This window comes from Mycobacterium sp. ACS4054 (genome assembly GCF_001667275.1).
In the GTDB taxonomy this organism is placed as follows: domain Bacteria; phylum Actinomycetota; class Actinomycetes; order Mycobacteriales; family Mycobacteriaceae; genus Mycobacterium.
The window spans coordinates 143755-168598 of record NZ_LZHV01000014.1; the positions used below are offsets into that span (position 1 = coordinate 143755).

The 24844-nt window shown below is 68.7% G+C and carries 27 protein-coding genes and 1 riboswitch; of the genes, 15 read left to right on the forward strand and 12 right to left on the reverse strand.

The annotated features are described in order from the left end of the window. Positions 1 to 14: 14 nt before the first annotated feature. Positions 15 to 608 (forward strand): YbhB/YbcL family Raf kinase inhibitor-like protein, encoded by a 594-nt coding sequence (locus A5730_RS02500; protein ID WP_067895171.1) that lies wholly within the window; start codon positions 15 to 17, stop codon positions 606 to 608. 5 nt (positions 609 to 613) lie between these two features. Here the strand turns inward: A5730_RS02500 and A5730_RS02505 are convergent, their stop codons facing one another. Continuing rightward, on the reverse strand, positions 614 to 2176 hold the full coding sequence (locus tag A5730_RS02505; RefSeq protein WP_067895174.1) for an NAD(P)/FAD-dependent oxidoreductase: 1563 nt from the start codon (positions 2174 to 2176) through the stop codon (positions 614 to 616). A 101-nt stretch (positions 2177 to 2277) separates the two neighbouring features. Between A5730_RS02505 and A5730_RS02510 the strand changes: the two genes are divergently transcribed. After that, positions 2278 to 2877, forward strand: a complete 600-nt coding sequence (locus A5730_RS02510; protein ID WP_067895176.1) for a TetR/AcrR family transcriptional regulator — start codon at positions 2278 to 2280, stop codon at positions 2875 to 2877. Positions 2878 to 2952: 75 nt separating this feature from the next. On the opposite strand, the gene A5730_RS02515 is transcribed toward A5730_RS02510, so the two are convergent. Continuing rightward, positions 2953 to 3822, reverse strand: a complete 870-nt coding sequence (locus A5730_RS02515) for a LysR family transcriptional regulator (RefSeq protein WP_067895179.1) — start codon at positions 3820 to 3822, stop codon at positions 2953 to 2955. A 93-nt stretch (positions 3823 to 3915) separates the two neighbouring features. Between A5730_RS02515 and A5730_RS02520 the strand changes: the two genes are divergently transcribed. Beyond that, the gene (locus A5730_RS02520) at positions 3916 to 4308 is read left to right on the forward strand and encodes a tautomerase family protein (protein ID WP_067895182.1); all 393 of its coding nucleotides are present in this window, start codon (positions 3916 to 3918) and stop codon (positions 4306 to 4308) included. Next, positions 4305 to 5282: a nitronate monooxygenase family protein gene (locus A5730_RS02525; protein ID WP_067895185.1), complete on the forward strand. Its 978-nt coding sequence runs from the start codon at positions 4305 to 4307 to the stop codon at positions 5280 to 5282. The genes A5730_RS02520 and A5730_RS02525 overlap by 4 nt, the downstream gene beginning before the upstream one ends. Here A5730_RS02525 and A5730_RS02530 read toward each other — a convergent pair. The 3 genes from A5730_RS02530 to A5730_RS02540 are packed head-to-tail and all read right to left on the reverse strand — an operon-like array spanning position 5268 to position 8133. Next, entirely contained in the window at positions 5268 to 5981 is a 714-nt protein-coding gene (locus tag A5730_RS02530) for a hypothetical protein (RefSeq protein ID WP_067895187.1), read from the reverse strand. The genes A5730_RS02525 and A5730_RS02530 overlap by 15 nt on opposite strands. 15 nt (positions 5982 to 5996) lie before the next feature. Beyond that, positions 5997 to 7436: a class I adenylate-forming enzyme family protein gene (locus tag A5730_RS02535; protein WP_067895190.1), complete on the reverse strand. Its 1440-nt coding sequence runs from the start codon at positions 7434 to 7436 to the stop codon at positions 5997 to 5999. Between the two features lie 7 nt (positions 7437 to 7443). Next, positions 7444 to 8133 carry a hypothetical protein gene (locus A5730_RS02540; RefSeq protein WP_231994613.1) on the reverse strand — a complete coding sequence of 230 codons (690 nt, stop codon included), beginning with the start codon at positions 8131 to 8133 and terminating at the stop codon, positions 7444 to 7446. Between the two features lie 128 nt (positions 8134 to 8261). Here A5730_RS02540 and A5730_RS02545 point away from each other — a divergent pair, with 128 nt between their 5' ends. From A5730_RS02545 to A5730_RS02570, 6 genes are all read left to right on the forward strand, one after another. Further along, positions 8262 to 8753 carry a carboxymuconolactone decarboxylase family protein gene (locus A5730_RS02545; protein WP_067895194.1) on the forward strand — a complete coding sequence of 164 codons (492 nt, stop codon included), beginning with the start codon at positions 8262 to 8264 and terminating at the stop codon, positions 8751 to 8753. A 13-nt stretch (positions 8754 to 8766) separates the two neighbouring features. Next, positions 8767 to 9396, forward strand: a complete 630-nt coding sequence (locus tag A5730_RS02550; RefSeq protein ID WP_067895198.1) for a nitroreductase family protein — start codon at positions 8767 to 8769, stop codon at positions 9394 to 9396. Then, positions 9396 to 9890 carry an SRPBCC family protein gene (locus tag A5730_RS02555; RefSeq protein WP_067895201.1) on the forward strand — a complete coding sequence of 165 codons (495 nt, stop codon included), beginning with the start codon at positions 9396 to 9398 and terminating at the stop codon, positions 9888 to 9890. The genes A5730_RS02550 and A5730_RS02555 overlap by 1 nt, the downstream gene beginning before the upstream one ends. Before the next feature lie 71 nt (positions 9891 to 9961). Then, positions 9962 to 10528, forward strand: coding sequence for a hypothetical protein (locus tag A5730_RS02560; RefSeq protein ID WP_067819114.1), 567 nt, complete (start codon positions 9962 to 9964; stop codon positions 10526 to 10528). A 49-nt stretch (positions 10529 to 10577) separates the two neighbouring features. Then, complete coding sequence (locus A5730_RS02565; RefSeq protein WP_067895204.1) at positions 10578 to 11549, forward strand: FAD-dependent oxidoreductase; 972 nt, start codon at positions 10578 to 10580, stop codon at positions 11547 to 11549. After that, on the forward strand, positions 11546 to 12328 hold the full coding sequence (locus A5730_RS02570) for an enoyl-CoA hydratase/isomerase family protein (RefSeq protein WP_067895207.1): 783 nt from the start codon (positions 11546 to 11548) through the stop codon (positions 12326 to 12328). The genes A5730_RS02565 and A5730_RS02570 overlap by 4 nt, the downstream gene beginning before the upstream one ends. 3 nt (positions 12329 to 12331) lie before the next feature. Here A5730_RS02570 and A5730_RS02575 read toward each other — a convergent pair whose 3' ends face one another. From A5730_RS02575 to A5730_RS02585, 3 genes are all read right to left on the reverse strand, one after another. After that, complete coding sequence (locus A5730_RS02575; RefSeq protein ID WP_055403461.1) at positions 12332 to 12733, reverse strand: phage holin family protein; 402 nt, start codon at positions 12731 to 12733, stop codon at positions 12332 to 12334. Between the two features lie 74 nt (positions 12734 to 12807). Then, positions 12808 to 14088, reverse strand: coding sequence for a PPE family protein (locus A5730_RS25335; protein WP_067895210.1), 1281 nt, complete (start codon positions 14086 to 14088; stop codon positions 12808 to 12810). Positions 14089 to 14321: 233 nt separating this feature from the next. Beyond that, positions 14322 to 14528, reverse strand: a riboswitch (cobalamin riboswitch). Positions 14529 to 14641: 113 nt separating this feature from the next. Further along, a complete protein-coding gene (locus A5730_RS02585; RefSeq protein ID WP_067895213.1) occupies positions 14642 to 15709 on the reverse strand; it encodes an amidohydrolase family protein in 1068 nt (355 codons plus the stop codon). Positions 15710 to 16042: 333 nt separating this feature from the next. Here A5730_RS02585 and A5730_RS02590 point away from each other — a divergent pair, with 333 nt between their 5' ends. Both A5730_RS02590 and A5730_RS02595 read left to right on the forward strand, forming a co-directional pair. Continuing rightward, positions 16043 to 16837 (forward strand): lipase family protein, encoded by a 795-nt coding sequence (locus tag A5730_RS02590; protein WP_231994606.1) that lies wholly within the window; start codon positions 16043 to 16045, stop codon positions 16835 to 16837. Between the two features lie 64 nt (positions 16838 to 16901). After that, on the forward strand, positions 16902 to 18164 hold the full coding sequence (locus A5730_RS02595) for a sialate:H+ symport family MFS transporter (protein ID WP_197499773.1): 1263 nt from the start codon (positions 16902 to 16904) through the stop codon (positions 18162 to 18164). An 82-nt stretch (positions 18165 to 18246) separates the two neighbouring features. Here A5730_RS02595 and A5730_RS02600 read toward each other — a convergent pair whose 3' ends face one another. Beyond that, positions 18247 to 19521 carry a competence/damage-inducible protein A gene (locus A5730_RS02600; RefSeq protein WP_067895216.1) on the reverse strand — a complete coding sequence of 425 codons (1275 nt, stop codon included), beginning with the start codon at positions 19519 to 19521 and terminating at the stop codon, positions 18247 to 18249. 34 nt (positions 19522 to 19555) lie between these two features. Here A5730_RS02600 and A5730_RS02605 point away from each other — a divergent pair, with 34 nt between their 5' ends. Next, a complete protein-coding gene (locus A5730_RS02605; protein WP_067895219.1) occupies positions 19556 to 20059 on the forward strand; it encodes a macro domain-containing protein in 504 nt (167 codons plus the stop codon). Here the strand turns inward: A5730_RS02605 and A5730_RS02610 are convergent. After that, positions 20041 to 20346, reverse strand: coding sequence for an MTH1187 family thiamine-binding protein (locus A5730_RS02610; protein WP_067895223.1), 306 nt, complete (start codon positions 20344 to 20346; stop codon positions 20041 to 20043). The genes A5730_RS02605 and A5730_RS02610 overlap by 19 nt on opposite strands. Positions 20347 to 20397: 51 nt before the next feature. Here A5730_RS02610 and dtd point away from each other — a divergent pair, with 51 nt between their 5' ends. Both dtd and A5730_RS02620 read left to right on the forward strand, forming a co-directional pair. Next, on the forward strand, positions 20398 to 20829 hold the full coding sequence (gene dtd, locus A5730_RS02615) for a D-aminoacyl-tRNA deacylase (RefSeq protein WP_067895227.1): 432 nt from the start codon (positions 20398 to 20400) through the stop codon (positions 20827 to 20829). Positions 20830 to 20883: 54 nt separating this feature from the next. Continuing rightward, positions 20884 to 21795, forward strand: coding sequence for a class I SAM-dependent methyltransferase (locus A5730_RS02620; protein ID WP_067895229.1), 912 nt, complete (start codon positions 20884 to 20886; stop codon positions 21793 to 21795). A 7-nt stretch (positions 21796 to 21802) separates the two neighbouring features. Here the strand turns inward: A5730_RS02620 and A5730_RS02625 are convergent, their stop codons facing one another. Both A5730_RS02625 and A5730_RS02630 read right to left on the reverse strand, forming a co-directional pair. Then, positions 21803 to 22828, reverse strand: a complete 1026-nt coding sequence (locus tag A5730_RS02625) for an alcohol dehydrogenase catalytic domain-containing protein (RefSeq protein ID WP_067895232.1) — start codon at positions 22826 to 22828, stop codon at positions 21803 to 21805. 10 nt (positions 22829 to 22838) lie between these two features. Next, entirely contained in the window at positions 22839 to 24770 is a 1932-nt protein-coding gene (locus A5730_RS02630) for an NAD(P)/FAD-dependent oxidoreductase (protein ID WP_067895235.1), read from the reverse strand. Positions 24771 to 24844 lie beyond the last annotated feature (74 nt).

Here is a 24844-nt window from a genome sequence, read left to right on the forward strand (position 1 = left end):
CCACACTGTTCGGTATGAACAGGTTTCAACGAGTCACCTCGGCGGTCGGGGGGCTGGTGGTGCTCGCCGCGCGGGCGGCCTGCGGCGGCCATGGTGACAGCCGGGTGACGGCGCCGTCGACCCCGAAGGTGACGACCCTCGGGCGGACCGTCCCGGCCGCGCCCGCCGGCGGCCCGCTGACCATCAGCAGTCCGGCGTTCGCCGACGGCGCGCCAATTCCCCTGCAGTACACGTGCAAAGGGGCGGACACGGCGCCGCCGCTGACCTGGTCGGCGCCGTTGGGGGCGGCGCTCGTGGTCGACGACCCGGACGCCGTCAACGGGTTATACGTGCACTGGGTGGTCACCGGAATCGCTCCCGGTGCGGGCAGCACCGCCGAGGGGCAGACGCCGGCCGGGACGACCACGCTGCCGAACACGGCCGGCCTGCCCGCGTACAAGGGGCCCTGCTCGCCGGCGGGAACCGGCACGCACCACTACCGGTTCACCCTCTACCAGCTTCCCAACGACTACCAGTTGCCCGACGGCCTCGCCGGCGTGCAGGCGGAGCAGACGATCGCGGGCGCGGCGACCGCGCAGGCGCGGCTCACCGGAACCTTCGGAGGCTGAAGGTTCTAAGCCATGTCCTCCAGCGCCTGATAGCCGGCGTTGTAGCCGGGCGTGAACGTGATGCCCGGCCCGCCATGACATCCCGCGCCGCCGAGGTAGAGGCCCTCGATGGGAATCGGGAAGTCGAGAAATCCCTTGGGCCCCGGCCTGTTCGGGCCCATCAGGTCCGGATGCAGCAGGCCGTGGCAGAAGTCGCCGGCGGGCGCGCCGAACATCGTGTTCATGTGGTAAGGCGCGAACGTGATGTGCCGGATGACGATGTCCTTGAAGTTCGGGGCCAGCCGGGTGATCTTGTCGATAACGCGTTGGGCCATCTCGTTTTTGAGCCGGCCGTGCTCCTGGCGGTCGACTTCCACCGGGAAGGCGTAGGCGTACGCGCTGGCGGCGTGCTTGCCGGGCGGAGCCATGCCCGGGTCGTGCACGGACGGGATCTGCATGCCCATCGACGGGTTGTCCGGCACGATGCCCCGGCGGCAATTCTCCCAGTGCAGCTGTTGTTCTTCCGGATCGCCGAAGATGCCGACCGACTGCTGCATGCCTTCCTCGTTCAAGAACTCATACGGCGGGGCGAATTCGGGCAGCCCGTCGAGGGCGAAGTGGATCTGGACAAAGGAAGCCCGGTGATCGCGTCCGGACAGCCGCGAGACCAGCTCCGTCGGAACATGTTCCGACGCGATCAGGTCGGTCAGCGTCAGATCGGGCGCGAGGTTGGAGATCACGATCGGGGCGGTGATGCTCGATCCGTCGCGTAGCCGCACGCCGGTCACCGCGCCGTGGTCGACGAGGATCTGCTCCACCTTGGCGCGGTAGCGAATCTCACCGCCATGCGAGACGAACAGCTCGCGCAGGTGCTCGGTGAGCGCGCCGATGCCGCCCTTGAGCTTGGTCATCATGGCCGTGCTGTCGTCGGGCACGGCCAGGGCGAAGGCCAGGCAGGTGGCGCTGCCCGGCGTGTAGGGCCCCCGGTAGGTCGAGTTGATGGCCAGGAACGCGAGCATTCCGCGCATCACCGCGTGCTTGTCCTTATCGGGCAGGTAGCGGTCGATGACGTCCATCGCCGATCCGAACAGCATTTCGTGAATGGCCCGCCGCTCGGCGTCGTTGGCAGCGCAGGCATACATCTCGTCGATGGTCTTGGGCGGCGTGCGGACATCGAAGCGGCCCAACGCCTTTGCAGGCCCCTGGCTCCACCCGATCAATTCGGCCATGCCGGTGACGGCTTCCATGCCGTGCCTGGAGCCCAGGTGCGTCATCAGCTGCATCGGGTCGCGGTAGAAGATCATCGGTTCCTCGCCGTGGTCGCCGATGTTGGTGGACATCACCTCCGGCTCCACCGTGGGCAGGGTGTCCAGCCCCAGATCCTTGGTGATCTGGCTGGCGGTCGGGAACTGGACGGAGCCGGCGATTTCGTAGCGGAAGCCGTCGATCAGCTCGACGGTCGCCGCCATGCCACCCGCATAGGTGTTGGCTTCCAGGCACAGGGTCCGCAGGCCCGCGCGCTGCAGGATCGCGGCGGCGGTCAATCCGTTGTGGCCCGCTCCCACGACGATCGCGTCATAGTCCGGCATGGCTTCCTCCCTCGGGTCGGCGCGTGACAAGAATATGTCAGTACTGACATAATTGGAAGATGTCAGTCCTGACCCCTCGGCTGGGATACCATTCCGGTGGGATGACCGCGCCGACGAACCGCCATCAGCTACGCCGCCGATCAACGCACGAGGCGCTGCGCCGGGCAGCATTGAAAAGCTTTGCGCGCAAGGGCTTTACCAATGTCACCGTGACCGAGCTGGCCCGGGAGGCCGGCGTCACCGAGCGGACCTTCTTTCGCCACTTCCCCACCAAGGAAGCGGTGCTGTTCCAGGACTACGAGACGCAACTGGAATGGCTGGCCGAGGCGCTCGCCGGCCGCCCCGCCGACGAGTCACTCTTCGACGCCGTGCTGGCGAGCGTGGCGGCCTTCCCGCACGACCTCGAAGTGGTCCGCCAGGCCGCGACCGCCCGTGCGGAGCTGATCAGCGCCGACCGGATCGAGGGCCATCTGCGGGTGGTGCAGGCGTCGTTCGCCCGAGTGCTGACCGACTTCGTCCGGGCCCGCAACCCGGACGTGGCGAACGTCGACCTGCTCGCCGAAGTCGCGGGCTCGGCCCTGGCGGCCGCCCTCGTTGTGGCGGTGGAGAATTGGGGCCGCAACGGCTGCACCGGCGACCTCGGCGAACTCGTGGCATCCAGCCTGCAGGTGCTGCGCTCGGGTTTGGTGCCGCTCGCCTGACTGAGTGTGCGCTGACGGTGGCGACACGCCGGCAAGTGCCGCCGCTGGCGCACGCTCGAAGCCGTGGGCGCACATTCAAGCGTTCTGCGCGCTCTCGACGGCGGCTTCGACGAAGCGGCGCAGCACGGCGTTGTGAGCGCGCGGCAGAAACGCCAGGGCCACCGGGCTCACGGGCGCTCCGCGCAAAGCGACGAACCGGACGCCGGGGTGAATGTTGCGGCGCACGGCGACGTCGGGGATCACACCGATGCCGCGATCCGCCGCGACGGATTCGAGCCACTCGTCGAAATTGGTTGTCTCCACGATGGTTTCCGGCCCCTCGCCGGGGGGCCACGACCAGGGCCCGGTGGTGCCGCTGGCGGTGTTGACGACCAGCGGCCAGCGCGGGACCTCGGCCCAGTCCAACTCCGATCGGCCGGCCAGCGGTGAGTGCACCGAACACACGGCCACTCGGGACTCGTCGAAGAGGTGCACCACCCGCACGGCGGTCGACGTCACGTGCCCGCGGACTACGGCGACGTCGACCTTGCCCTGTTGCACGGCGCTCAGCGCATCGTCGGTGCGTACCAACCTGACCCGCGCCCCGGTGGTTCGTTCGAAACGGGCGACGGTGTCCTGCGCCCACGGGTCGGGCAGCAACCAACTGAATCCGAGGCCGATGCTCGCCTGCCGGCGCACGGCGCCGACCGCAAGTTCCAGCTCCGCGAGGATCCGCTCGATGTCGTGCAGGAACGCCCGGCCGGCCCGAGTGGTCTCGACGTGCCGCGAACTGCGATCCACGAGCGCCGCGCCGAGCGCGTCCTCCAGTTGGCGGATGGTGCGGCTGAGCGCCGGTTGGGTGATGCGGAGTTCGTCGGCGGCCTGGGTGAACGACTTGAGCCGCGCCACCGCCTCGAACGCCCGAAGGTGGCGCAGCTCGACTCGGCCAGCGTCCAACGCGCCCATGCCTGAGAAGCATAGATCGATGACAGCAGGCATTTCACAGCCGAGGTGGGCGGACCTAACGTCGAAGCCAGGAGATAGATCAGAGGAGACAAGATGCCACTGCTGTACATCGACCTCGTCGAGGGCCGCACGCCGTCGGAGGTGCGGGCGTTGCTCGACGCCGTTCACGAGTCCGTCGTCGACGCTTTCGGCGTGCCGCCGCGCGACCGCTATCAGGTGGTGCGCACCCACCCCGCCCACGAAATCGTCGCGCTGGACACCGGATTGGGCATCAACCGTTCGGCGCGCCAGGTTATCGTGCACATGGTGAGCCGGCGCCGCACGCGGGTGATGAAGGAGAAGTTCTTCGAGTTGCTGGCGGCAAATCTGGCGGAACGGTGCCAGCTCGACCCGGCCGATCTCATCGTCTCGATCACCGAAAACACCGACGAGGATTGGTCTTTCGGCCACGGCCGGGCGCAGTTTCTCACCGGGGAGCTGACATGACCCTGAAAACTGGGCTGACGAAATTTTTCGGTGTCCGCTACCCCGTCGCGCTCGCCCCGATGGCGGGCATCTCCGGAGGGCGCCTGGCGGCGGCGGTGACATCGGCCGGCGGCCTGGGACTCATCGGCGGCGGTTACGGCGACGCCGATTGGTTGGGACGCGAATTCGACCGGGCCGCGGGCGCCCGGGTCGGATGCGGGTTCATCACCTGGAGCCTGGCCCGCCAACCCGAGCTGCTCGACGTGGCCCTGCAACGCCGGCCCGCCGCGATCATGCTGTCATTCGGCGAGCTGCAGCCGTTCGCCGACCGCATTCGCGCCGACGGCACTCCCCTCATCGCGCAGGCGCAGACGCTCGACCATGCGCGTCAGGCCCTGGACGCCGGCGCGGACGTCATCGTGGCCCAGGGCGGCGAAGCCGGTGGGCACGGCATGACCGCGCGCTCCACCTTCACGCTGGTGCCCGACGTCGCCGACCTCGTCGCCGAACGCTCACCGGACACGCTCGTGCTGGCGGCGGGCGGCGTCACCGACGGCCGGGGGCTGGCGGCCGCGCTGGCGCTCGGCGCCGACGGCGCCCTGGTCGGCACCAGGTTCTGGGCCTCCCCGGAGGCGTTGGTGTCGCCCCGCGCCCACGAGCGGGCGCTGGCGGCCAGCGGCGACGACACCTTCCGCACCCGCGCCTTTGACCTGGTTCGGCGCCTGGATTGGCCGGCCGGCTATAACGCGCGCGCGCTGGGCAACACCTTCCTCGGCACCTGGCACGGCAACGAGGACCGGCTTTCTTCCGTGCTGCCCGAAGCGGTCGCCGCCTACGAAAAGGCAGTCGCCGCAGAGGATTTCGATACCGCCGCCATTCTCGTCGGCGAAGGGGTGGGGCTGCTGCGTCAGGTCCGGCCGGCGGCCGACATCGTGGCCGACATGGTCGAGCAGGCCGCCCGGATCCTCAACCGACCGGCCTCAGTACAGCGGTGACCAGTCCGACGTTCGCAGCAGGCGGCTTTCCCACTGATCGCGGTATTTCAGCGCCTCGACCATGTAGCTGCCGGGCCGCCGGTGCTCGGGCGCCGTCTCGGTGGTCAGCAGGTGGACCAGCGCGGCGTAGTTGTTGAAGTCCTCGATCTTCTGCCACAGCATCGCTTCTCGTCGGCGGTGACTGCCGTGCGCGACCTGAAAGCACGCCTGGATATCGAGGATCCGCCTCTCTTTTGGGGCCTTGGACAACAGCCGGTAATAGATCTCGTCCCACATCCGGATGTAGTCATCGAGCGCGGCGTCGGGCCAGCCGGTGTCTTCCATGAACAGGCTCAGCGGGTGGGTCGCACCGTCGGTGGGCACCGTGGCCAGGTCGACCGTTTGCAGCGGTGACCAGTCGACGGGAAGCAGGAGCTTGCCCGTCACCTCGTGGCGCAGGTTGTCCAGCTCACGCATCCAGGGCCTCAGGTCGCCGCCTTGTGTCCGGCGCGCGAGCCTCTCCCAGGCCGCGCCGTCCACGATGCCGGTGACGGTGACCACGTTGTAGGACAGCCCGGACCCGTGGGCGTGATTGGTGTACCAGAGCAGTCGAGCGTCGTCCCCCTCGGCCAGCGTCGGCATCCAGCCCTCGCGGTACGCAGCCTCGAATTCGTCCTGCCGGGCGCCGACCACCTTGTGCGTCTCGTGAAGGAAAAGCATCGAAACTCCTTGCGGTCAAGCCTGTTCGGCGATCAGCGCGGCCAGCCGGCGACGGTTGACCTTTCCGGTCGAGCTGTAGGGGATGTCATCGACGATCGCCAGCCGCTCGGGCAGCTTGAAGTAGGCGATCGACTCACGACAGTGCGTTCGCAGCTGTTCGAGGGTCACCGGGGCGCGGGTGACCACCGCCGCCCCCACCCGCTGCCCGAGTTCGTCGTCGGCGATTCCGGCGACCGCGGCGTCACGCACCGCCGGGTGTGAACGAAGCGCTTCCTCGACTTCGATCGGACCGAACTTCTCGCCCCCACGGTTGATGGTGTCGCTGAGCCGCCCGCTGGGAAAGATGTAGCCGTCGGAATCCCGGCGGGCGAGGTCACCGGTGCGCAGCCAGCCCTCGGTGACGTTCTGGGTGGTTTTCACCCACAACTCGCCGACCGCTCCGGTCTCGACGTCTTTCCCGGTCTCCGGGTCCACGACGCGCACGTCGACCCCGGGCAGCGGCCGGCCCACCGATCCGGCCCGGGCGGGATCGCGGTGATCGGCCGGCAGCAGCGTCGTGTACGCGCCGAGGGTCTCGGTCTGGCCGAACACGTTCGCGAAAGCCACGTGCGGGAGGGCGGCCATCGCCCGGCGCACCAGATCGACCGGCGCGGCCGCCGCCCCGTACGCGACGGCGACCAGTGAGGACAAATCGGCGTCGGCGAAGCCGGGATGGTCGAGGATGCGCTGCAACATCGTGGGGACCAGGAACGTGGTGGTCACCCGATGCTCTGACACCAGGCGCAACCAGTCGCCGGCGTCAAATCGCTGCTGTATCACCGACGTATTGCCCGAGTAGAGGCTGCCCAATATTCCCAGCGAGCCGCCGACATGGAAGAACGGAACGCACATCATGCCCACCGAGGGTTGGGCGTCGGCCCGGAACGGCGCCGCCATCCCCTCGATCCGCCTGGCCAGCTGCCGGCCGCTGATCCCGACGGCCTTCGGCAATCCCGTTGTGCCGCTGGTGAACAGGATCAGGGCATCGCCCTCGACGTCGTCAGCGGGCGGCGCCGATGAGCCGACGCCGTGCAGCAGCTCGGCGCCCGTCACCACCGTCGGCGCACCGGCGTCGCGGACCCGATCGGCGTACGGCTCCCCCGCGACGGCCACCTCGCCACACCCCGCGCCCGTCAAAAGCCCCTGCAACTCAATCGGTGTCAGCGCCGGGTTCATCAGCGCGGCCGCCGCGCCGATGCGGGCCGCCCCCAGCACCGTCGCGATCGAGAGCACGCTCCCGCCGTCGACCACCGCGACGCGCTGGCCGGACGTCACGCCGCGGTCGGCCAGGCCGGCGGCGCACCGGCGCGCGGTCGCCGCCAGCTCGCCGTAGCCGATCGACCGCCCGTCGACGATGAGCGCGACGCGGCCGGGATCGCCCGTCGCGGCCGCCTCGAGCATCGTCGAAATATTCATCGCCGGCTCAGTACAGGGGTGACCACGCGGAGGTGCGCAGCAGCCGGCTGGTCCACTGGTCCCGCAGGTCCAGCGCGTCGTGCATCCAGGTGCCCGGGGCGCGGTATTGAGGCGGAATCGGGGTCTTCAGCAGTTCGAGCAGTTGCTCGGGCCGCTGAATGCGCTGCATCAGGACGACCTCCCGGTGCAGGTGGCTGCCGAGCGCGGGCTGAAAAGCCGCCTGTATCAACAGCATTGACGACGGCCGCTGCAGGCTTTGGGCGTACACGTCGCCGCTGCGTTCGATGTACTCCTCGAACTTGTCCGGGTACGGCCACATGGTGCATTCCATGTACAGGCTGAGTTCGTGCTCCCGCCCGTCGACCGGCACGTCCGCCCACGGCATGTCCTGCAGCGGCGACCACGGCAGGGGTGCGAGCAGCTTCGCGTCGACGTCGTAGCGCAGCTCGTCCAGCTCACGCATCCACGACTGCAGGTCGCCCCGTTGCACCCGGAGCGCCAGGCGTTCCCACGCCGTTCCGTCCCGGACGGCGGTGACGGTCACGACCGTGTAGGACGGACCGCTGCCCTGCGCATGGTCGGCATACCAGAGCAGCCGCGCGTCGTCACCGGCGGCGAGCATGGGCAGCCAGCCTCGCCGGAACGCGGACTCGAAGTCGTCTTCGCAGCGGCCGCGCACCTTGTGCACCTCGTGCATGAACAGCACGTCGAGACGGTAACTCCGAACGCGTGGCCGGGTCTACGGGTGCGCAACTGCGCCCTGGACAGCCGGGGGGCGAACTGGTTTGCTCGACTCAGTAATTACCTCACCGGCAGGAGTCGCCGATGGCCCGTCTGAACGTGCCGGATGGCCCGGGCGGCGAAGCCGCCATGATCTGGACGCTGCGGCCGCAACTCGGCGACATGGTGGAGCGGATGATCCGCGGCGCATACCAGCAGAGCGTTCTGCCGGCCGACGAGCGCGAGCTCGCCAGGATGCGCATCGCGCAGATCAACGACTGCGCGGCGTGCTCCGGCTTCCGGGCCCAGTCCGTGCTGGACGCCGGCCCGAAAGCCCCGGCGCCGGAGCTGTACGACAACGTCGCCGCGTACGCGACCTACCCCGGCTACACGCCGCGTCAGCGGCTCGCGATCGAATTCGCCGAGCGGTTCGCGACCGACCATGCGTCGCTGGACGACGCCTTCTTCGGGCGGCTGCGCGAGTCGTTCTCCGACCCCGAGATCCTCGACCTAACGCTGTGCGTGGCGGTGTTTTTGGGCCTGGGGCGCTCGTTGAGCGTCCTGGGTGTCGATCAGTCGTGCGCAATCGATCTCTAGTGAGGAACGCCGAATGGACCTAGCCACGGTCGACGAACTGCTTAGCACCACACGCTCGGTGCGCAAGCGCCTCGACTTGGACCGGCCGGTCGGCCGCGACGTGATCCTCGAATGCATCCGGCTCGCGATGCAGGCGCCCACCGCCAGCAACACCCAGGACTGGCGCTGGCTGGTGATCACCGACGCCGACAAGCGCGCCGCCATCGCCGAGATCTACCGCAGCGTCGGCGCCGAATACCTGGCCTACGCCGCCAAGGAGGCGTCGGACCCGCAAACGCAGCGGGTGTACGCCAGCGCCCTGAGCCTCACCGACACGCTGGGCAAGGTTCCCGTCCACGTCATCCCGTGCCTGGCGAACCGCATCGACAACGCCAACCTGTTGATCGCCGCGTCGGCCTGGGCGTCGATTATCCCGGCCGGCTGGAGCTTCCTGCTGGCCCTGCGGTCCCGTGGCCTGGGATCGGTGTGGACGACGATGCACCTGGCCAAGGAGCGGGAAGTGGCCGAGCTGCTTGGCATTCCGGACACGGTCACGCAGGCCGCGCTGTTCCCGGTCGCCTACACCATCGGCACCGACTTCCGGCCGGCCGCGCGGCCGCCCGCGGAGACGGTCACGTTCTGGGACAGCTGGGGAGACGGCTGATGCAGTCCTACACCGTGCGATTCCACGTCGACGCGCCCCCGGCGAAGGTGTGGCGGGTCCTTCATCCGCCCCCGCCGCCCGACGCGCCGCGACCGCGAGTGCTCAGCTGGCCGAACGGCAGCATGGAGATCCTGAACGAGGGCAACGAAGCCGGCGAGGGGCTGGTCCGCACCTGCGTCTTCGAGGTGCCCAAGTACCTGCTTTCCGGGGGCAGGGCGCGGTCGTGGGAAACGGTCACGGAGGCCGAAACCAACCGGCTCTCGCGCTACGTGGCCGTCGGCGCGCCGCTGTGGTCGCGCGCCGAGGGATATCACCGCCTCGAGGAGCAGCCGGACGGGACCACCGTGCTGACGTTCCACGAGACCTACCACGCCTACAACCCGGTCCTGCGCTTCCTGCTCGAACGGCCGGTGCACGCGCGGATTTCCCGCGACAACCTCAAGGTTTACGAGCACGCGCTGGGCTATGCCGGCCGCGTGCGTCGGCTGGATTAGCGGCCGCCGAGCCCACCGACGTACGACGCATTATGTGATTTAAGCTGCTCACCCCGGTACGCTGGCGTGCTATGGGGATTGAGGCTGGTGCACCTACCGCGGCGCGGTTGGCCGTCGCGGGGCTGATGATCGCGGGCTGGACCGCGTCGGCGGGCGTTGCCTGGGCCGATCCGGACCAGACGCCGGCACCGTCGCCTTCGCCGGCCGCGTCGCAGGGGCCCCCGCCCGGGCCGCCGCCGTCGTCGGCCTCACCGGCGCCGTCGCCGGGAGCCACTCCGGCCGCCGCACCGGCGCCGAAGACGACCATGGACAAGGACGGCATCTACAACGTCGGGACGGACATCGCGCCGGGCATCTACAGCTCGGGCGGACCGCTGGACAACGGGACCTGCTACTGGAAGCGGACGGGCAATCCCGACGGCAACATCATCGACAACGCGATGAGCAAGAAGCCTCAGGTCGTGCAGATCGACCCGACCGACAAGGCGTTCAAGACGTCGGGCTGCCAGCCCTGGCAGCTGACCCCGGACGCCGCGCTACCGCCCACGACGCCGCCCGCCGGTGTGCAAGGCACGCTCGGCATCCTCAACGGGCTGCTCGGCGGCCAGGGCGGACAGCAGCCCCCTCCGCATTCCTGACGGATCCTGACCGGCTCCGCGGCCGGTCCATATTCGCTACGGTGGCGCCGTGGCCAGTGCGCAACAGATCGTCGTCGTCGGTGCCGGGGTCAGCGGTCTGACGTCGGCCGTGTGCCTGGCCGAGGCCGGCTGGCCGGTGCGGCTCTGGACGGCGGCCACGCCCCTGGCCACGACGTCGAAGGTGGCCGGCGCGGTATGGCTGCCGCCGCGGCCCGCGGAACGTGCCGGCGGCACGCTGGATTGGACCCAACACTCGCTGGGGGTGTTCCGCGAACTCGCCAACGATCCCGGCTCCGGCGTCCAGCTGGCGCCCGCCCTGGCCGTCGGCGAATTGACTGCCACCGAATCGATGTCGTCGGCCGCGGCGTTGATCCCCGACATGCAACCGGCCGACCCCGCCGACCTCCCGGACGGTTTCGGCAACGGCTTTCGCGCCACCCTGCCGATGATCGACATGCCGTCCTATCTCGACTACCTGACCCGGCGGCTGGCCGCGGCCGGCTGCGAAATCGAGGAGCGCCCGGTGCGGTCGCTCGCCGAGGTCGCCGACGCCGCGCCGATCGTGGTCAACTGCACCGGCCTGGCTGCGGGATCCTTGACCGGCGACGACACCGTGCGCCCGTTGTTCGGCCAGCACGTCGTGCTCACCAATCCCGGTCTGCGGCAACTGTTTGTCCAGATCGACGGCGGCCCGGAGTGGACCTGTTATTTCCCCCACCCGCGGCGCGTGGTGTGCGGCGGCGTGAGCGTAGCCGGCCGCTGGGACACCACCGCGGATCCCGAGGTGACGGAGCGAATCCTGCACCGCTGCCGCAAGATTGAGCCGCGACTCGCCGAAGCCGAGGTGATCGAGGTCATCACCGCGCTGCGTCCCGACCGCCCTTCGGTGCGGGTCGAGGCCGAGCCGCTGGGCCGGGCCCGCTGCATCCACAACTACGGGCACGGCGGCAACGGTGTGACGTTGTCCTGGGGCTGCGCGCGGGACGTGGTCCGCCTGGCCGGTCCGCGGGGGACGCCGTGAGCATCGACTACACGCTCGACGCGCACGTCGCCACCATCACGATCAACCGGCCGGAGACGCGCAACTCGCTGGACATGGAGCATTTCCGCGACCTGGCCCACGCGTGGGCGGCCTTCCGCGACGACACCGGCGCCTGGGTCGCGGTGATCACCGGTGTGGGACAGGACTTTTGCACCGGCGCCGACCTGAAGAAGTTCATCCCCGAACTCACCGGCGACCTGCCGCAGCCCGAGGGGTGGAACAAGGACGACGCCATTCACGCCGTCCTGCACCGCTTCCCGGTCTACAAGCCGATCATCGCCGCGATCAACGGCACCTGCGTCGCGGGGGGCTTCGAGATGTTGAGCTCCACCGACATTCGGGTGGCGGTGCCCGCCGCACGATTCGCCGTGATGGAGCCCAAGCGGGGCCTGTTCGCGGGCGGCGGTAGCACCGTTCGGCTGCCACGGCAGATGCCCTACCCCCTGGCGATGGAGTTGCTGCTGACCGCCGACATGGTGGACGCGGACCGGGCCCTGGCGATGGGGCTGATCAATCGCGTGGTCCCGCCGGAGCGGCTGATGGAGACGGCCTACGACTACGCCGAGCGCATCACGGCGAATGCGCCGCTCGCGGTCTCCGCGACGAAACAATCCGCCGTCGAGGGTCTGGCGCTCGACCTGGCGTCGGCATACGAAAACGAAACCCGGCACAGCGACCGCATTTTCGAGACCGAGGATGCCAAGGAGGGGCCGCGGGCCTTCGCCGAGAAGCGACCGCCGCGATGGCGGGGCCGCTGAACGTCAGGCGCGCGTGCGGCGGCCGACGTCGCGAAGCACCAGCGACAGCAGCCAGCTCACGATCGACAACACGATCGCGGCCCAGATCGCCGTCCACCAGAAATGGTCGATCTGCAGGCCCCAGTGCGTGGTGTGCTCGGTGATCCGCGCGGTGATCCACAGCATCAGCGCGTTGACGACGACATGGAACAGGCCGAGGGTCAGGATGTACAGCGGGATCGACAGGAACTGGACGATCGGCTTGATGAACGCGTTGACCAGACCGAAGATGACGGCGACGACGAAGATGATGCCGACCCGCTGCAGCCTCGTGTCCCCGCCGACGAACGTGATCCCGTGGACGAACTTCGTGACCAGCCAGAGCGCAAACCCGGTCAGTGCGGCGCGAATCAGAAAGGGGCCCATGCGGGAGATCCTGCCACCCGGCCGCCCTCGCGGGTAGGCGCGGTGTTCAGCGACTCAGCCGTTTACGCGTCGGTTCACCCGGTCGACATCGGGGGTGGTTTCACGATCACGACGGGCAGGGGGCGGTGCTGGGCGGTCGCGCCGCCCGCCGGGCGTCCCCCGACGCTCGCGCCATTCATCGCGCGGGCCGCCATGCACGCCAGGGCCGTCTCGCCGAGCAGACTTCCCTCGGCGCTTGCCGCGACGGTGGGGACGGAGCCAAGGCCGGGCAGCGCCTGGGCGGCAAGCGTGATCTCCGGCGCGGCGGCGGTCCATCCGTACGGCACCGACAGGGCCCCCACCGAGGACGCCTGGTTCAGACCCGCCGTCACGGCGCCGCCCGGACCCGTTGACCCCAGCGGGGCGACCGTGGACGCGAGCTCGGCTTCGAGCGATCCGGCCGCCGCGGCACCACCCGCGTCCGTAGCTCCCCCGGCGCCCGCCATGCCGGCGAAATCGGTCATCGTGCCCAGGTAGTTGCCCGGCATGTAGAACCCGGACGACAGGGTGTTCAACAAGTTGCTGTTGAGGAGGGCCCCCAGCGGGGAGCCGTCCGTGCCGGCCAGGAAGCTGAGAAATCCCTTCGGGCTGAAGAAGTCCGCCCCGCCCATTCCCAGCCAATCCATCAGACCCGACGGCTCCGAGACGGATGGCGCGGCGAGGCTCTGCAGCGTGGCCGGCACCGCGGACTGCAGTTGCGACAGTGCCGTCTGCGCGTTCGCCGCGGCCGACTGGCCGGCGGCCTGGGTGACCGCGTCGGCCTGCGCGGCGGGCCCCGCCGGATCGGCGGTCCGCGGTGGCGGCTCGAACGGCGTCACCGCCGACGCGACCGCCGAATCGGCGGCGTAGTAATACATGGCGGCGGCGTCCTGCGCCCACATCTCGCCGTAGTGAGCTTCCGTGGCCGCGATGGCGCCGGCGTTTAGTCCCAGATAGTTGGTGGCGATCAGCTTCGTCAGCAGGACCCGATTGGCCGCGACCACCGGCGGCGGCACGGTCGCGGCGAAGGCGGTCTCATACGCCGTCGCCGCGACCGTGGCCTGGGCGGCGGTCTGCTCAGCCTGAGCGGCGGTCGCGGTTAGCCACGCCGCATACGGTGCGGCGGCGGCGGCCATCGAGATCGCTGCCGGGCCGTGCCATCGATCGACGAGCGCCGCGATCACCGAGCTGTGGGCCAGCGCCGTCAACCGCAGCTCGGTCGCCAGCCCCGACCAGGCCGCCGCGGCGGCCAGCAGCGGGGCGCAGCCCGCACCGGAATACATGCGCCCGGAGTTGATCTCGGGCGGTAACAGGCCGAAATCCAGCGATGTGCTCATGACAAACGGCCCATCCGCTCGGCCCCGGCGGGCACGGTGCGGCTAAAGCCAGGTACGGCAACGTGATTCGTGCTGAACAGCGGTAGTGTCATCGAACGTCCTTTGTGCGACGGGATGCTCGTCGCCCACAGAGCGTTCAGCCGCAGAGCCGACCGGCGCACCGCCAATCGGCACGCTCGGTGTCCTGCTACGGCCATCGGCCCAATCCACGAGGCGACGCGCACGCCGGACGCGGCGCGCCCGGCACGGCTGGCAGGTCTTCGGACTCGCAGGCACGCACCGTGAACGGTGCTCCTAGTAGCCGTCGCTTCCCAGTCCCCGAAAGGACCAGTGCGATTGACGGCGGTCGTTCCTGCATACCGCTGCGGGACAGTCCCGGATTCCCACCGGGTTCCCTCTCGCGACGGGCCTCTGACAGCGCCCGCCGCTCGATGCCGAGGGCCAAATTGCGACCCTGGCAAACCAGCTGCGCACTGCACATTACCGCAGCTTCAGCGGCCTGAGAATCCGCTGAATCGAATGCGACCCAATGGCCTAAGCCGAACCGGGGGAATCAGTTGAGGTTGTAGAAGCGCTGCGCGTTCAGCCCGCCGATCTTTTCGCGGGCCTCTTCGCTGATATCCGCGCGGGTCCGCAGGTGCTTGGTGCTCTCCGGCCATTCGCCGTCCCAATGCGGGTAGTCGCTGGCGAACATGATGAAGTCGGCGCCGAGCACGTCGATGACCCCGGGCAGGATCGGCTCCTCCGGCTCGCACGTCACCCAGATGTTGCCCGCCGCCAGGTACTCGTGCGGATCGCGCCGCCAGCCGCGCTCGACCCAGTCGCCCCGCTTCTCGTAGTGCTCGTGCAGGCGATCCATGAAGAACGGGACCCAACCCGCGCCCGCCTCGAGGAACGCGACCCGCAACCGCGGGTGCCGTTCGAAGACGCCGCCGGACACCAGCGCCGTCATGGCCGTCATCTGGTCGAACGGGAAGCTGATGCAGTGCACCTGAATGTAGTTGGTGAAGCGGTCGACGCCGATCTTCGGCAGGTGGATGCCCGGGGCGCCGTGAATTCCCAGGGGCATCTCCAGGTCGACCGCGGCGGCGTAGAAGGGGTCGAGGTCGGGGTGGTCGAGGTTGCGGGTCTTGAGCGCCGGCGGGACCAGGGTTGCCACCAGCCCAAGGTCTTTCGCCTCGGTCATGACGTCGATCGCCGCCTGGCCGTGCTCGATCGGAGTCACGGCGACGCCCTTCAGCCGGCCGCCCGACGGGGCGCAGTAATCCGCGATCCACTGGTTGTAGAGCCGGGCGAATCCCGCCGCGAACTCGGGATCCTCGAGGCTGGGGGCGCACAGGCCCAGGCTGGGGTACAGCACCATCGTGTCGATGTGGTCGCGGTCGGCGTCACCGAGCACACCTTCGGTCGACCGGCAATTGATGTCGGGCGCCTTGCTGATGCCATGCTCGGGCGGACACCCGGCACCCGGGCCCTGATCCTCCGGATAGTTGCGGCCTTCGAACGTCAACCGCATTCGCCCGTCGGTGCTGGGCTTGACGTGCTCCGGCCACCGCTTGATGGCTTCGATTGCCAGCGAGGGGTTCTCGGCAACGTGTCCGTCGGCGTCGATGATGCGCATGTATCCGCAACTTACTCTCGCGGATTGGAAGTTGAAACGGCTTGGGCGGACGCGTCGGGGCCCGCGCTCCCGGCCCGTCCGTGATGAACCCGTGACCCGAAATGCTTATCGGCAATCTGCTTTCGGCTCGCCAGCGCTCGCGCCGATTTCAAAAGAGTGACAGAAGTACAACGGTTCAGGTCGACGACGGTTTGTCCCCTTACCGTATTCATGTCATACCTAGAAAGGAAATCGATGAGCGATTCTCCTTCGCGGGAAATGGCGCGGCGAGACTTCGTGACTAAGACGGCTTTACTGGGTGGATCCGTAATTCTCGCGCCATGGCTCTTCCCGGTGGAAGCGAACGCGGCCCCGGTGGGCGTGGTCACCCAGCCTTCGCCGCCGGGATTCGATCCCGCTTTCGCGCTCAATGTGGGCATTCCGCTGGCTTTTTCCGCATACAACGCGATGTCGGGCCTCCCGTTGAATCTCCCGCCGGGATATCAGGCGACCGCGCTGATCCAGGGCGACCGGGTTCTCGCGGCCGCACTGGCCCCCCAACATCCCGTGGCGGCGAAAATGGTTCTGCAAGACAACATCTTCGGCATTATCCGCAATAACCCATCCACTCAGACCGCGTTCCTGGCGTTTCGCGGCACCGCCGACTTCGACGACGTCCTCACGGACCTGGACATAATTCCCACGCCGTATGGATTCGTTCCCAAGTTCGGATACGTGCACAGTGGCTTTCACGCCGTCTACCGCATGGTCCGCGCCAGCATCGTGGCCAACCTCGCCGCCGCGTGCGTGGGGTGCAACAACCTTCTGATAATCGGGCACAGCCTGGGTGGGGCGCTGGCCGTTATGGGCGCGCCCGACATCTTCGTGAACATCCCGCCGAATTTCGCGCCTCGACTCATCACCTTCGCCGGCCCGAAGGCCGGGTTCGGCGATTTCGTCACCGCGTTCAACGAGATCATCGCCTCCTGCTCACGGGTGGTGAACTATTGCGACATCATTCCGCCGCTACCGCCGTGCCCCTACGAACACGCCGGCAGCGCGATCTACGTCGACAGCGGTGGGATCGGACCCGGGTGGCGGCACAGCCTCAAGGCCTATCAGCGCGGCCTGCAAAGGCTGGTGGGATGACCGCCGCAGCGCCGCGCGGACAGAAAGGCTCGCCATCCCGCGCCGCGTAGGCAACGATGCTGACGTGAGCACACAACGGTTGACCGCCGACCAGCGAAACTCTTTCGTTGCCGCGTTGTTGGGCTGGACGATGGACGCGTTCGATTACTTCATCGTCGTGCTCGTCTACGCCGACATCGCCAAGACTTTCCACCACAGCAAGGCCGAGGTCGCGTTCGTCACCACGGCCACCCTGATCATGCGTCCGGTGGGCGCCCTGCTGTTCGGGCTGTGGGCAGACCGCGTCGGGCGGCGGCTGCCGCTGATGGTCGACGTGATGTTCTACTCCGTCGTCGGCTTCCTGTGCGCGTTCGCGCCCAACTTCACGGTGCTGGTGATCCTGCGGCTGCTGTACGGGATCGGCATGGGCGGCGAGTGGGGGTTGGGGGCCGCGCTGGCCATGGAGAAGGTTCCGGTCGAGCGGCGCGGGTTCTTCTCCGGGCTGCTGCAGGAGGGCTACGCATTCGGCTACCTGTTGGCCAGCGTCGCCTCGCTGGTGGTGATGAACTGGCTCGGGTTGTCGTGGCGGTGGCTCTTCGCGCTGAGCATCATCCCCGCGCTGGTCAGCCTGATCATCCGGTACCGGGTCGAGGAGTCCGAGGTCTGGGAGGCCGCCCAGGATCAAATGAAGTTGACCAGCACCAGGATTCGGGACGTGCTGCGCGACGGGGCGATCATCCGCCGGTTCTTCTACCTGGTGCTGCTGATGACGGCCTTCAACTGGATGAGCCACGGCACCCAGGACGTCTACCCGACCTTCCTGACCTCGACCGCCAACCACGGCGCCGCCCTGTCCAGCGCCACCGTCAAGTGGATCGTCATCGTGTACAACATCGGCGCCATCATCGGCGGGCTGGTGTTCGGCACGCTGTCGCAACGGTTCAGCCGCCGCTACACCATCATCTTCTGCGCCCTGCTGGGGCTGCCCATCGTTCCGCTGTTCGCCTACTCGCGCACGGCCGCGATGCTGTGCCTCGGCTCGTTTCTGATGCAGCTGTGCGTGCAGGGTGCCTGGGGCGTGATCCCCGCCCACCTGACCGAGATGTCGCCGGATGCCATCCGCGGCCTCTACCCCGGCGTGACCTACCAGCTCGGAAACCTGTTGGCCGCGTTCAACCTACCGATCCAGGAACGCCTCGCCGAGTCACACGGCTATCCGTTCGCGTTGGCGGCCACGATCGTGCCGGTGCTCATCGCCGTCGCGTTCCTCACGCTGATCGGTAAGGACGCCACGGGGATTCGCTTCGGCACGGCCGAAACCGCTTTCCTGCCAAGCGAAGCGAAGTAACTCAGGTTTCTACGTCGAGATTGCCGCTGCGGTTGTGGTTTGGACGCCAATCGCGACCATGGCGGCAATCTCGAAGTCGGGCCTAGTCGCCAGCGGCCAGCAGGCGCCGCAGCAGGTGCATGGCCACCGTCGTCGAGCGCTCCCGGATGTCCGAGCGATTGCCGGGCAGCCGCAACGTGCGGGTGTAATTTGCGCCGTCACTTAGCGCGACGGTGAAACAGACTGTGCCCACCGGCTTTTCGGTCGTCCCTCCGCCCGGCCCGGCGATTCCGGTAATCGCGACGGCGGTGTCGGCGCCGAAACGGCTCAGCGCGCCGGCCGCCATCGCCTCGGCCACCGGCTCGGACACCGCGCCGTGCGCCTCGATCAGCCCCGGGTCGACGCCGAGCAGCTCGGCTTTCGCCTCGTTCGAGTAGGCGACCACCCCGCCGGCCACGTAGTCCGACGATCCGGGCCGGTCGGTCAGCCGCGCCGCCAGCAGCCCCGCGGTGCAGGATTCGGCCGTCGCGATCCGGCGGCCGGCCAGCGCCCTGGCGACCAAATCGTCCACCGTGGAACCGTCTTCGGAGAAGACCTGCTCGCCGTGCCGGTCGCGCACCAATTGCATCAGCTTGGCGTAGCTGTCGGCGTTGTCCGGCTCGTAGCGGGTGACCATTTCGACCTCGCCGCGGCGCAGGCAGGTGGTGATCTCGAGCGACTCGAAGCCGGGTACCGACGCCTCGGCGTCGCGCAACGTCTCGGCCAGACCCGACTCGGGCAGCCCGAACATTCGCACGGTCTCCTGCCGATAGGCCGTCCGGCCGGCGATCGCCTGCTGCGCGGCGGGCGTCTCGATGGCGCGGCGCCACATCGGCTGCAGCTCGCGCGGCGGGCCGGGAAGCACGACGACCGTCGGCGTCCCGGGGACCACCACACCGGGCGCGGTGCCGACCGGGTCGAGCACCTGAGCGCCGGCGGGGATCATCGCCTGCTTGCGGTTGGCGGCGCGCACCGCCTCGAAATCGACACCCTCGAAGCGGGCCATCAGCTTCTTGAGGATGTTCGCGATCTTGGCTTCGGTCTCGTCGTCCAACACCAGCTCGCGGCCGCAGAACCGGGCCACCACCTCGACCGTCATGTCGTCGGCCGTGGGTCCCAGGCCGCCGCTGGTGACGATCAGGTCCATGCCCTGTTCGGCCATGAAGCGCAGCTGCGCCTCGATGTCGGCGGGCCGGTCGCCGCAGATCGTGATGTGCGCCAGCTCGACGCCCAGCTCCAGCAGGCGGTCTGCGATCCACGGCCCGTTCGCATCCTGGACGCGCCCGGTGAGGACCTCGGTTCCGGTGACGACGATGCCTGCGCGTGCGCTCACCGCCATGAGCCTACTGGCAGGGCCGGGAGACAATGAGCCGATGATCGAGCTGGAGGTCGTGCAGGCAGACGTCACCAAACTCGAACTCGACGCGATCGCCAACGCGGCCAACACGCAACTGCGCCACGGCGGCGGTGTCGCCGCGGCCATTGCCCGCGCCGGCGGTCCGGAGGTGCAGCGCGAATCGACGCGCAAGGCGCCCATCGGCCTCGGGGAAGCCGTCGAGACCACGGCCGGCGCCATGCCCGCGCGCTACGTCATCCACGCCGCCACCATGGAGCTTGGCGGCCCGACCTCGGCGACGATCATCGCGCGCGCCACCGCCGCCACGCTGCGAAGGGCCGACGAGCTCGGCTGCCGCACGCTGGGACTGGTCGCGTTCGGCACCGGCGTCGGCGGCTTCCCGCTGGACGAGGCAGCGCGACTGATGGTGGACGCGGTCCGGCGACATTCCGCGGGCTCGCTGGAGAAGGTGGTGTTCGCGGTCCACGGTGACGCGGCCGAGCGCGCGTTCACCGACGCCGTTCAGGGGTTGGACAGGTAACGCTCGACGTTGGCTACCTTCTGCGTCATCGCGTCGCTGACCCCGGCCCGCCAATCCGCCTTGATCACCGTGCTGACCCGGGGCGCACGGGCGGCCACCGCCTCGACCGCGCGCTGCACCACCGCCATCACCTCTTCCCAGGTTTCGCCCTCGATCACGGTAAACATCGAATCGGTCCGGTTCGGCAGCCCGGAATCGCGCACCACCCGAACCGCTTCCGCGACGATCTCGCCGACACCCTCGCCCACCCCCATCGGGGTGACGGAGAACGCGACGAGCACTGACACACGGCGAGCCTACCGATTCTCCGGCGGGGCCGGGCTGGCAGCATCGAGCCCATGCGCATTCTGGTCCAGCGGGTCGCGTCGGCGACGGTGTCGGTCGACGGCGAGGCGGTGGGCGCCATCCGGCCGGAGGGCCAGGGCCTGCTGGCCTTCGTCGGCGTCACCCACAGCGACGACCTCGACAAGGCGCGGCGGATCGCCGAAAAGCTCTGGTATTTAAGGATTCTCGATGATGAACGGTCGGCCGCGGACGTCAACGCGCCCATCCTGGTGGTCAGTCAGTTCACCCTGTACGCCGACACCGCCAAGGGGCGGCGACCGTCGTGGAACGCCGCCGCTCCCGGCCCGGTGGCCGAGCCGCTGGTCGCGGCTTTCGCCGAGGCGCTGCAGCGGTTGGGCGCCGAGGTGCGGACCGGGGTGTTCGGTGCGCACATGCGGGTCGAGTTGGTCAACGACGGCCCGGTCACGGTGTTGTTGGAACTCTGAGTACGTTGAAGCTGTCGGCTTCGGCGGCCGATTCTTCTGACGTGAGGAGCGGACATGAGCACGACGCCCGAGTTCGGCTCGCTCCGTTCCGACGATGACAACTGGGACATCGTCAGCAGCGTGGGCTACACCGCCTTGCTGGTGGCCGGGTGGCGCGCGGTGCACGCCCTGAGCCCGCAGCCGCTGGTCCGGGACGATTACGCCAAGGTCTTCATCGCCGCCTCGCAAGACCCGTATCTGGCCGCCGCGGTTGCCAATCCGGGCACGTCGGAAGACGAGATGGCTTTCCCCCGCCTCTACGGCGTGCAGACGCGATTCTTCGACGACTTCTTCGAGGAGGCCGGCGCGGCGGGCATACGGCAGGCGGTGATCGTCGCCGCCGGGCTGGACTCCCGGGCGTATCGGCTCGAATGGGCTCCGGGCACAACCGTTTTCGAGATCGATCTGCCGAAGGTGCTGGAATTCAAGGCGCGCGTGCTCGACGGGGAGGGCGCGGCGCCCAAGGCCCGCAGGGTCGAGGTGGCCGCCGACCTGCGCACCGACTGGTCCAGGGCGCTGGAGGCCGCCGGCTTCGACTCCGAGGGGCCCAGCGCCTGGTCGGTGGAGGGGGTGCTGCCCTACCTGACCGACGAGGCCCAGAACACGCTCTTCACCCGGATCAGCGGCCTCAGCGCGCCCGGCAGCCGGATTGCCATCGGCGCGTTGGGATCTCGGCTGGACCACGACCAGCTCGAGGCGTTGGAGACGGCGCATCCCGGCGTCAACATGTCCGGTGACGTCGATTTCTCCGCGCTGACGTACGAACCCCAGACCGATCCGGCGGAACGGCTGGCGGCGCACGGGTGGACGGTCCAGCCCGTGCGCAACACGCTCGACCTGCAGGCCGGCTACGGGATGACCCCGCCGGACGTCGACGTCAAGATCGACAGCTTCATGCGGTCGCAATACATCACGGCGACACGCTGAGGGCGACCTAGGGCGTCAACAGAACTTTCACGTCATCGCCCGACCGCGACGCGGCGGTCGCATAGCCCTTGGCCGCTTCGTCCAGCGGCAGCGTCGTGGTGAAGATGCCGTCGGTGTCCAGGCGCCCGGATTGCAGCAGCGGGATCAACTCCGGCCACGTGCGCTGCACCGGCGCCGTGGTCATCCGCAGGGTGATGCTGCGGATCAGGCAGCCCAGGGCGTTGAGCGGGAACGGGTTCATGTCGTGCACACCGACGACCGACACGGTCCCCCCCGGCCGCACCGCGTTGAGCGCGTCGGTCAACGACGCGTCCGTGGCGACGGCGTCGATCACCGCGTCGGCGCCGCGCCCCCCGGTGGCCGCGAGGATGGCCTCGACCGCCGGCGCCTTGAGGGGCGTCGCCCCCCACCGCGCCGCGCGGTCCAACCGTCCGTCGACCTGATCGACCGCGAAAACCGTTGCGGCGCCCTGGAACAGCGCGCTGCGCAGCGAACACAGGCCGACGGCGCCCAGGCCGATGACCGCCACGGTGCCACCGGGCGGGATGTCGGCGCGTTGCGCCGCCGCCCAGCCCGTGGCGAGGTTGTCGGTGAGCAGCAGCGCCTGTTCGACGCTGATGCCTTCCGGCATCTTGAGCAGCTGAAAGTCCGCCGCCGGCACCGCCAGCAGGTCGGCCTGCGCCCCGCCCAGGACGCCACCGCCGAAGATCTGGAAGCCGTTGTGGCACATGACCGGATCGCGGGTGGCGCAGCCGGCGCACGCGCCGCACCCGGTCACCGATGACACCATCACCTGGTCCCCGACCTTGACGGTGCGCACGTCGGGTCCCGCCTGGACCACGGTGCCGATCGCCTCGTGGCCGAGCGCGATCGGGTCGGCCATCGGAAAATCCGCCTCGTAGAAGTGCAGGTCGGATCCGCAGATGCCGGCGGCGGTGACCTCGACGATGGCCCCGTCGGGGCCGGGCAGCGACGGGTCGGGCCGGGTGTCGACCCGGATGCTGTGGGGGCCGTCGACGACTACCGTACGCATGCTGGTGTGCTCACTTCCCTTGCCGCACAACAAAGTTGGACCAGTCGGGCTCGCGCACCGCGGCCCAGTATTCGTTGAGGCGCCACGGGCTGACGGTGTGGATCTCCCCGTCGGCGTTCTTGAAGTAGGAGTGCTTGACCGCGGGGTGTGCCCACACCATCTTCTTGATCTGGTTCTGGGTCCGCTCATGCCAATCGGTGGCGGCTTCGGGCTTCGGCTCCAGCGAATGCACGTCCCCCTCGGCCAGCCGCGCCAGGCACTGGTCGATGTACCGCATCTGCAATTCGGACTGAAAGATCAGGCTGCCTCCGTGGGCGAGATGCGTTCCGGGCCCGTAGATGATGAACAAGTTCGGGAAGTTCGGAACCGTGATGCCGAGGTAGGCATACGGCCGGCTCCCCCACATCTCGTGCAGGTCGACTCCGTCGCGACCGGTGATCCTCAGCGGCCAGAGCACGTCGGTGTGCCGGAATCCCGTGGCGTACACGATCACGTCGACGTCATGCGCCACGCCGTCTTCGGTGACGATGCCGCGCGGGGTGATCCGCCGAATGGGTGTGCGCACCAACTCGACATTGTCGCGCTGTAGCGTCTGCAACCAGCTGCCGTTGTCCTGCAGCGTCCGTTTGCCGCACGCGGGATAGTCGGGCATCACCTTGCTCAGCAGCTCCGAGGATTCCCCGACCTGGCTGGTGATCCACTGGGAGAACATCATCTGGGCGGCGGCGTTGATGTCGCTGACCGCGTGTTCCTGGTCGGCGTAGTCGGGGTCGCTTTCCGCGGCGTCCAGGCCCTTGTCGGAGCCGGGCCACAGCACCAGGAAGCGGTACCAACGTCCGTAGAACGGCAGGTGGCGCATGGCCCACCGCATGCCCTCGCCGACCTCGTCGTGATACATCGGGTTGGGAAACATCCACTGCGCGGTCCGCTGAAACACCTTCAGGTGCGCGACATCCGGGGCGATGGCGGGGGCGATCTGAAAACCGCTGGCGCCGGCGCCGACGAGCGCGACGCGCTTTCCGCTCACGTCGACGGAGTGGTCCCAGGCGGCGGAGTGGAAGGACGGCCCTGCGAAGCTCTCGGCGCCGTCGAATTCGGGGATGTGGGGCCGGTTCAACTGACCGACCGCGGTGATCAGCGCCCGCGCGCGCACCGTGCTGGTCTGACCCCCGGCGCCGCGCAGCCGGACGCTCCAGGTCGCGTCGTCGTCGATCCACTCGGCGGCCAGCACCTCGGTGTTCCACAGCACGTGCTCGGCCAGGTCGTGCTTGTCGATGACACGGGTGAAATAGTCCCGCAGCTCGTGCTGCTCGGCGAAGAAATGCGTCCAGTCGTTGTTGGGTTCGAAACTGTAGCAATAGAAGTGGTTGGCCACGTCGACGCGCGCGCCGGGATAGCTGTTCTCCCACCACGTTCCGCCCGGGCCGGCGTTCTTCTCCACGATGGTGAAGGGGATGTTGGCCTGCTTGAGCCGGATTCCGGCCAGGATGCCCGATTCGCCGCACCCGACGACCAGGACCGGAATGTCGGCCGCGCTCTCGGTCGGCAGGGCGGCCGGCCGGCGCGGGTCGACGGCCTCGAGGTCAATCTCTTCGAGGACCAGGGGCAGGTAGTCGTCACTGACGTGTTCGCAGGCCGCCCAGTCCATCATCTCCCGAATGAGCTCGAGGCTCAGCGGCTTTGGCTCGGGGCAGCCGCGGTCGCGATAGTCGGTGATCACCGGCAAGGCCGCCGCGCGGGCCCGGGCCTTGTCCTCCTCGGACATGAATCCCTGAATCTCGTTGAGGAAGACGCCCATCTGCTTGAAGTCGCGGATGAAGCGCGCGTCGCCGGTGATGTGCACGAGCGAAAGCAGCAGCGTCGGGATGCTGACCTCCGCCAGGGCGGCCTCGATCTCGGCCGTCGACGTGGTGAAGGGATCGCCGGCATAGGCGCTGCGCATCGAGCCGATCCTCTCGGTGAACGGGGCTGTCAAATTACGCTACTCGCCGTGTCGTAATTGGAAGCACTACGGTA

What these genes read in the sequence shown, in the direction of transcription:
- A5730_RS02520 (WP_067895182.1), top strand. Translation starts at nt 3,916, where the DNA reads ATGCCACTGCTGTACATCGACCTCGTCGAGGGCCGCACGCCGTCGGAG.
- A5730_RS02525 (WP_067895185.1), top strand. Translation starts at nt 4,305, where the DNA reads ATGACCCTGAAAACTGGGCTGACGAAATTTTTCGGTGTCCGCTACCCC.
- A5730_RS02620 (WP_067895229.1), top strand. Translation starts at nt 20,884, where the DNA reads ATGAGCACGACGCCCGAGTTCGGCTCGCTCCGTTCCGACGATGACAAC.
- A5730_RS02550 (WP_067895198.1), top strand. Translation starts at nt 8,767, where the DNA reads ATGGACCTAGCCACGGTCGACGAACTGCTTAGCACCACACGCTCGGTG.
- A5730_RS02560 (WP_067819114.1), top strand. Translation starts at nt 9,962, where the DNA reads ATGGGGATTGAGGCTGGTGCACCTACCGCGGCGCGGTTGGCCGTCGCG.
- A5730_RS02545 (WP_067895194.1), top strand. Translation starts at nt 8,262, where the DNA reads ATGGCCCGTCTGAACGTGCCGGATGGCCCGGGCGGCGAAGCCGCCATG.
- A5730_RS02625 (WP_067895232.1), bottom strand. Translation starts at nt 22,828, where the DNA reads ATGCGTACGGTAGTCGTCGACGGCCCCCACAGCATCCGGGTCGACACC.
- A5730_RS02600 (WP_067895216.1), bottom strand. Translation starts at nt 19,521, where the DNA reads ATGGCGGTGAGCGCACGCGCAGGCATCGTCGTCACCGGAACCGAGGTC.
- A5730_RS02505 (WP_067895174.1), bottom strand. Translation starts at nt 2,176, where the DNA reads ATGCCGGACTATGACGCGATCGTCGTGGGAGCGGGCCACAACGGATTG.
- A5730_RS02605 (WP_067895219.1), top strand. Translation starts at nt 19,556, where the DNA reads ATGATCGAGCTGGAGGTCGTGCAGGCAGACGTCACCAAACTCGAACTC.
- A5730_RS02575 (WP_055403461.1), bottom strand. Translation starts at nt 12,733, where the DNA reads ATGGGCCCCTTTCTGATTCGCGCCGCACTGACCGGGTTTGCGCTCTGG.
- A5730_RS02530 (WP_067895187.1), bottom strand. Translation starts at nt 5,981, where the DNA reads ATGCTTTTCCTTCACGAGACGCACAAGGTGGTCGGCGCCCGGCAGGAC.
- A5730_RS02500 (WP_067895171.1), top strand. Translation starts at nt 15, where the DNA reads ATGAACAGGTTTCAACGAGTCACCTCGGCGGTCGGGGGGCTGGTGGTG.
- A5730_RS02555 (WP_067895201.1), top strand. Translation starts at nt 9,396, where the DNA reads ATGCAGTCCTACACCGTGCGATTCCACGTCGACGCGCCCCCGGCGAAG.
- A5730_RS02535 (WP_067895190.1), bottom strand. Translation starts at nt 7,436, where the DNA reads ATGAATATTTCGACGATGCTCGAGGCGGCCGCGACGGGCGATCCCGGC.
- A5730_RS02540 (WP_231994613.1), bottom strand. Translation starts at nt 8,133, where the DNA reads ATGCACGAGGTGCACAAGGTGCGCGGCCGCTGCGAAGACGACTTCGAG.
- A5730_RS02515 (WP_067895179.1), bottom strand. Translation starts at nt 3,822, where the DNA reads ATGGGCGCGTTGGACGCTGGCCGAGTCGAGCTGCGCCACCTTCGGGCG.
- dtd (WP_067895227.1), top strand. Translation starts at nt 20,398, where the DNA reads ATGCGCATTCTGGTCCAGCGGGTCGCGTCGGCGACGGTGTCGGTCGAC.
- A5730_RS25335 (WP_067895210.1), bottom strand. Translation starts at nt 14,088, where the DNA reads ATGAGCACATCGCTGGATTTCGGCCTGTTACCGCCCGAGATCAACTCC.
- A5730_RS02585 (WP_067895213.1), bottom strand. Translation starts at nt 15,709, where the DNA reads ATGCGCATCATCGACGCCGACGGACACGTTGCCGAGAACCCCTCGCTG.
- A5730_RS02510 (WP_067895176.1), top strand. Translation starts at nt 2,278, where the DNA reads ATGACCGCGCCGACGAACCGCCATCAGCTACGCCGCCGATCAACGCAC.
- A5730_RS02630 (WP_067895235.1), bottom strand. Translation starts at nt 24,770, where the DNA reads ATGCGCAGCGCCTATGCCGGCGATCCCTTCACCACGTCGACGGCCGAG.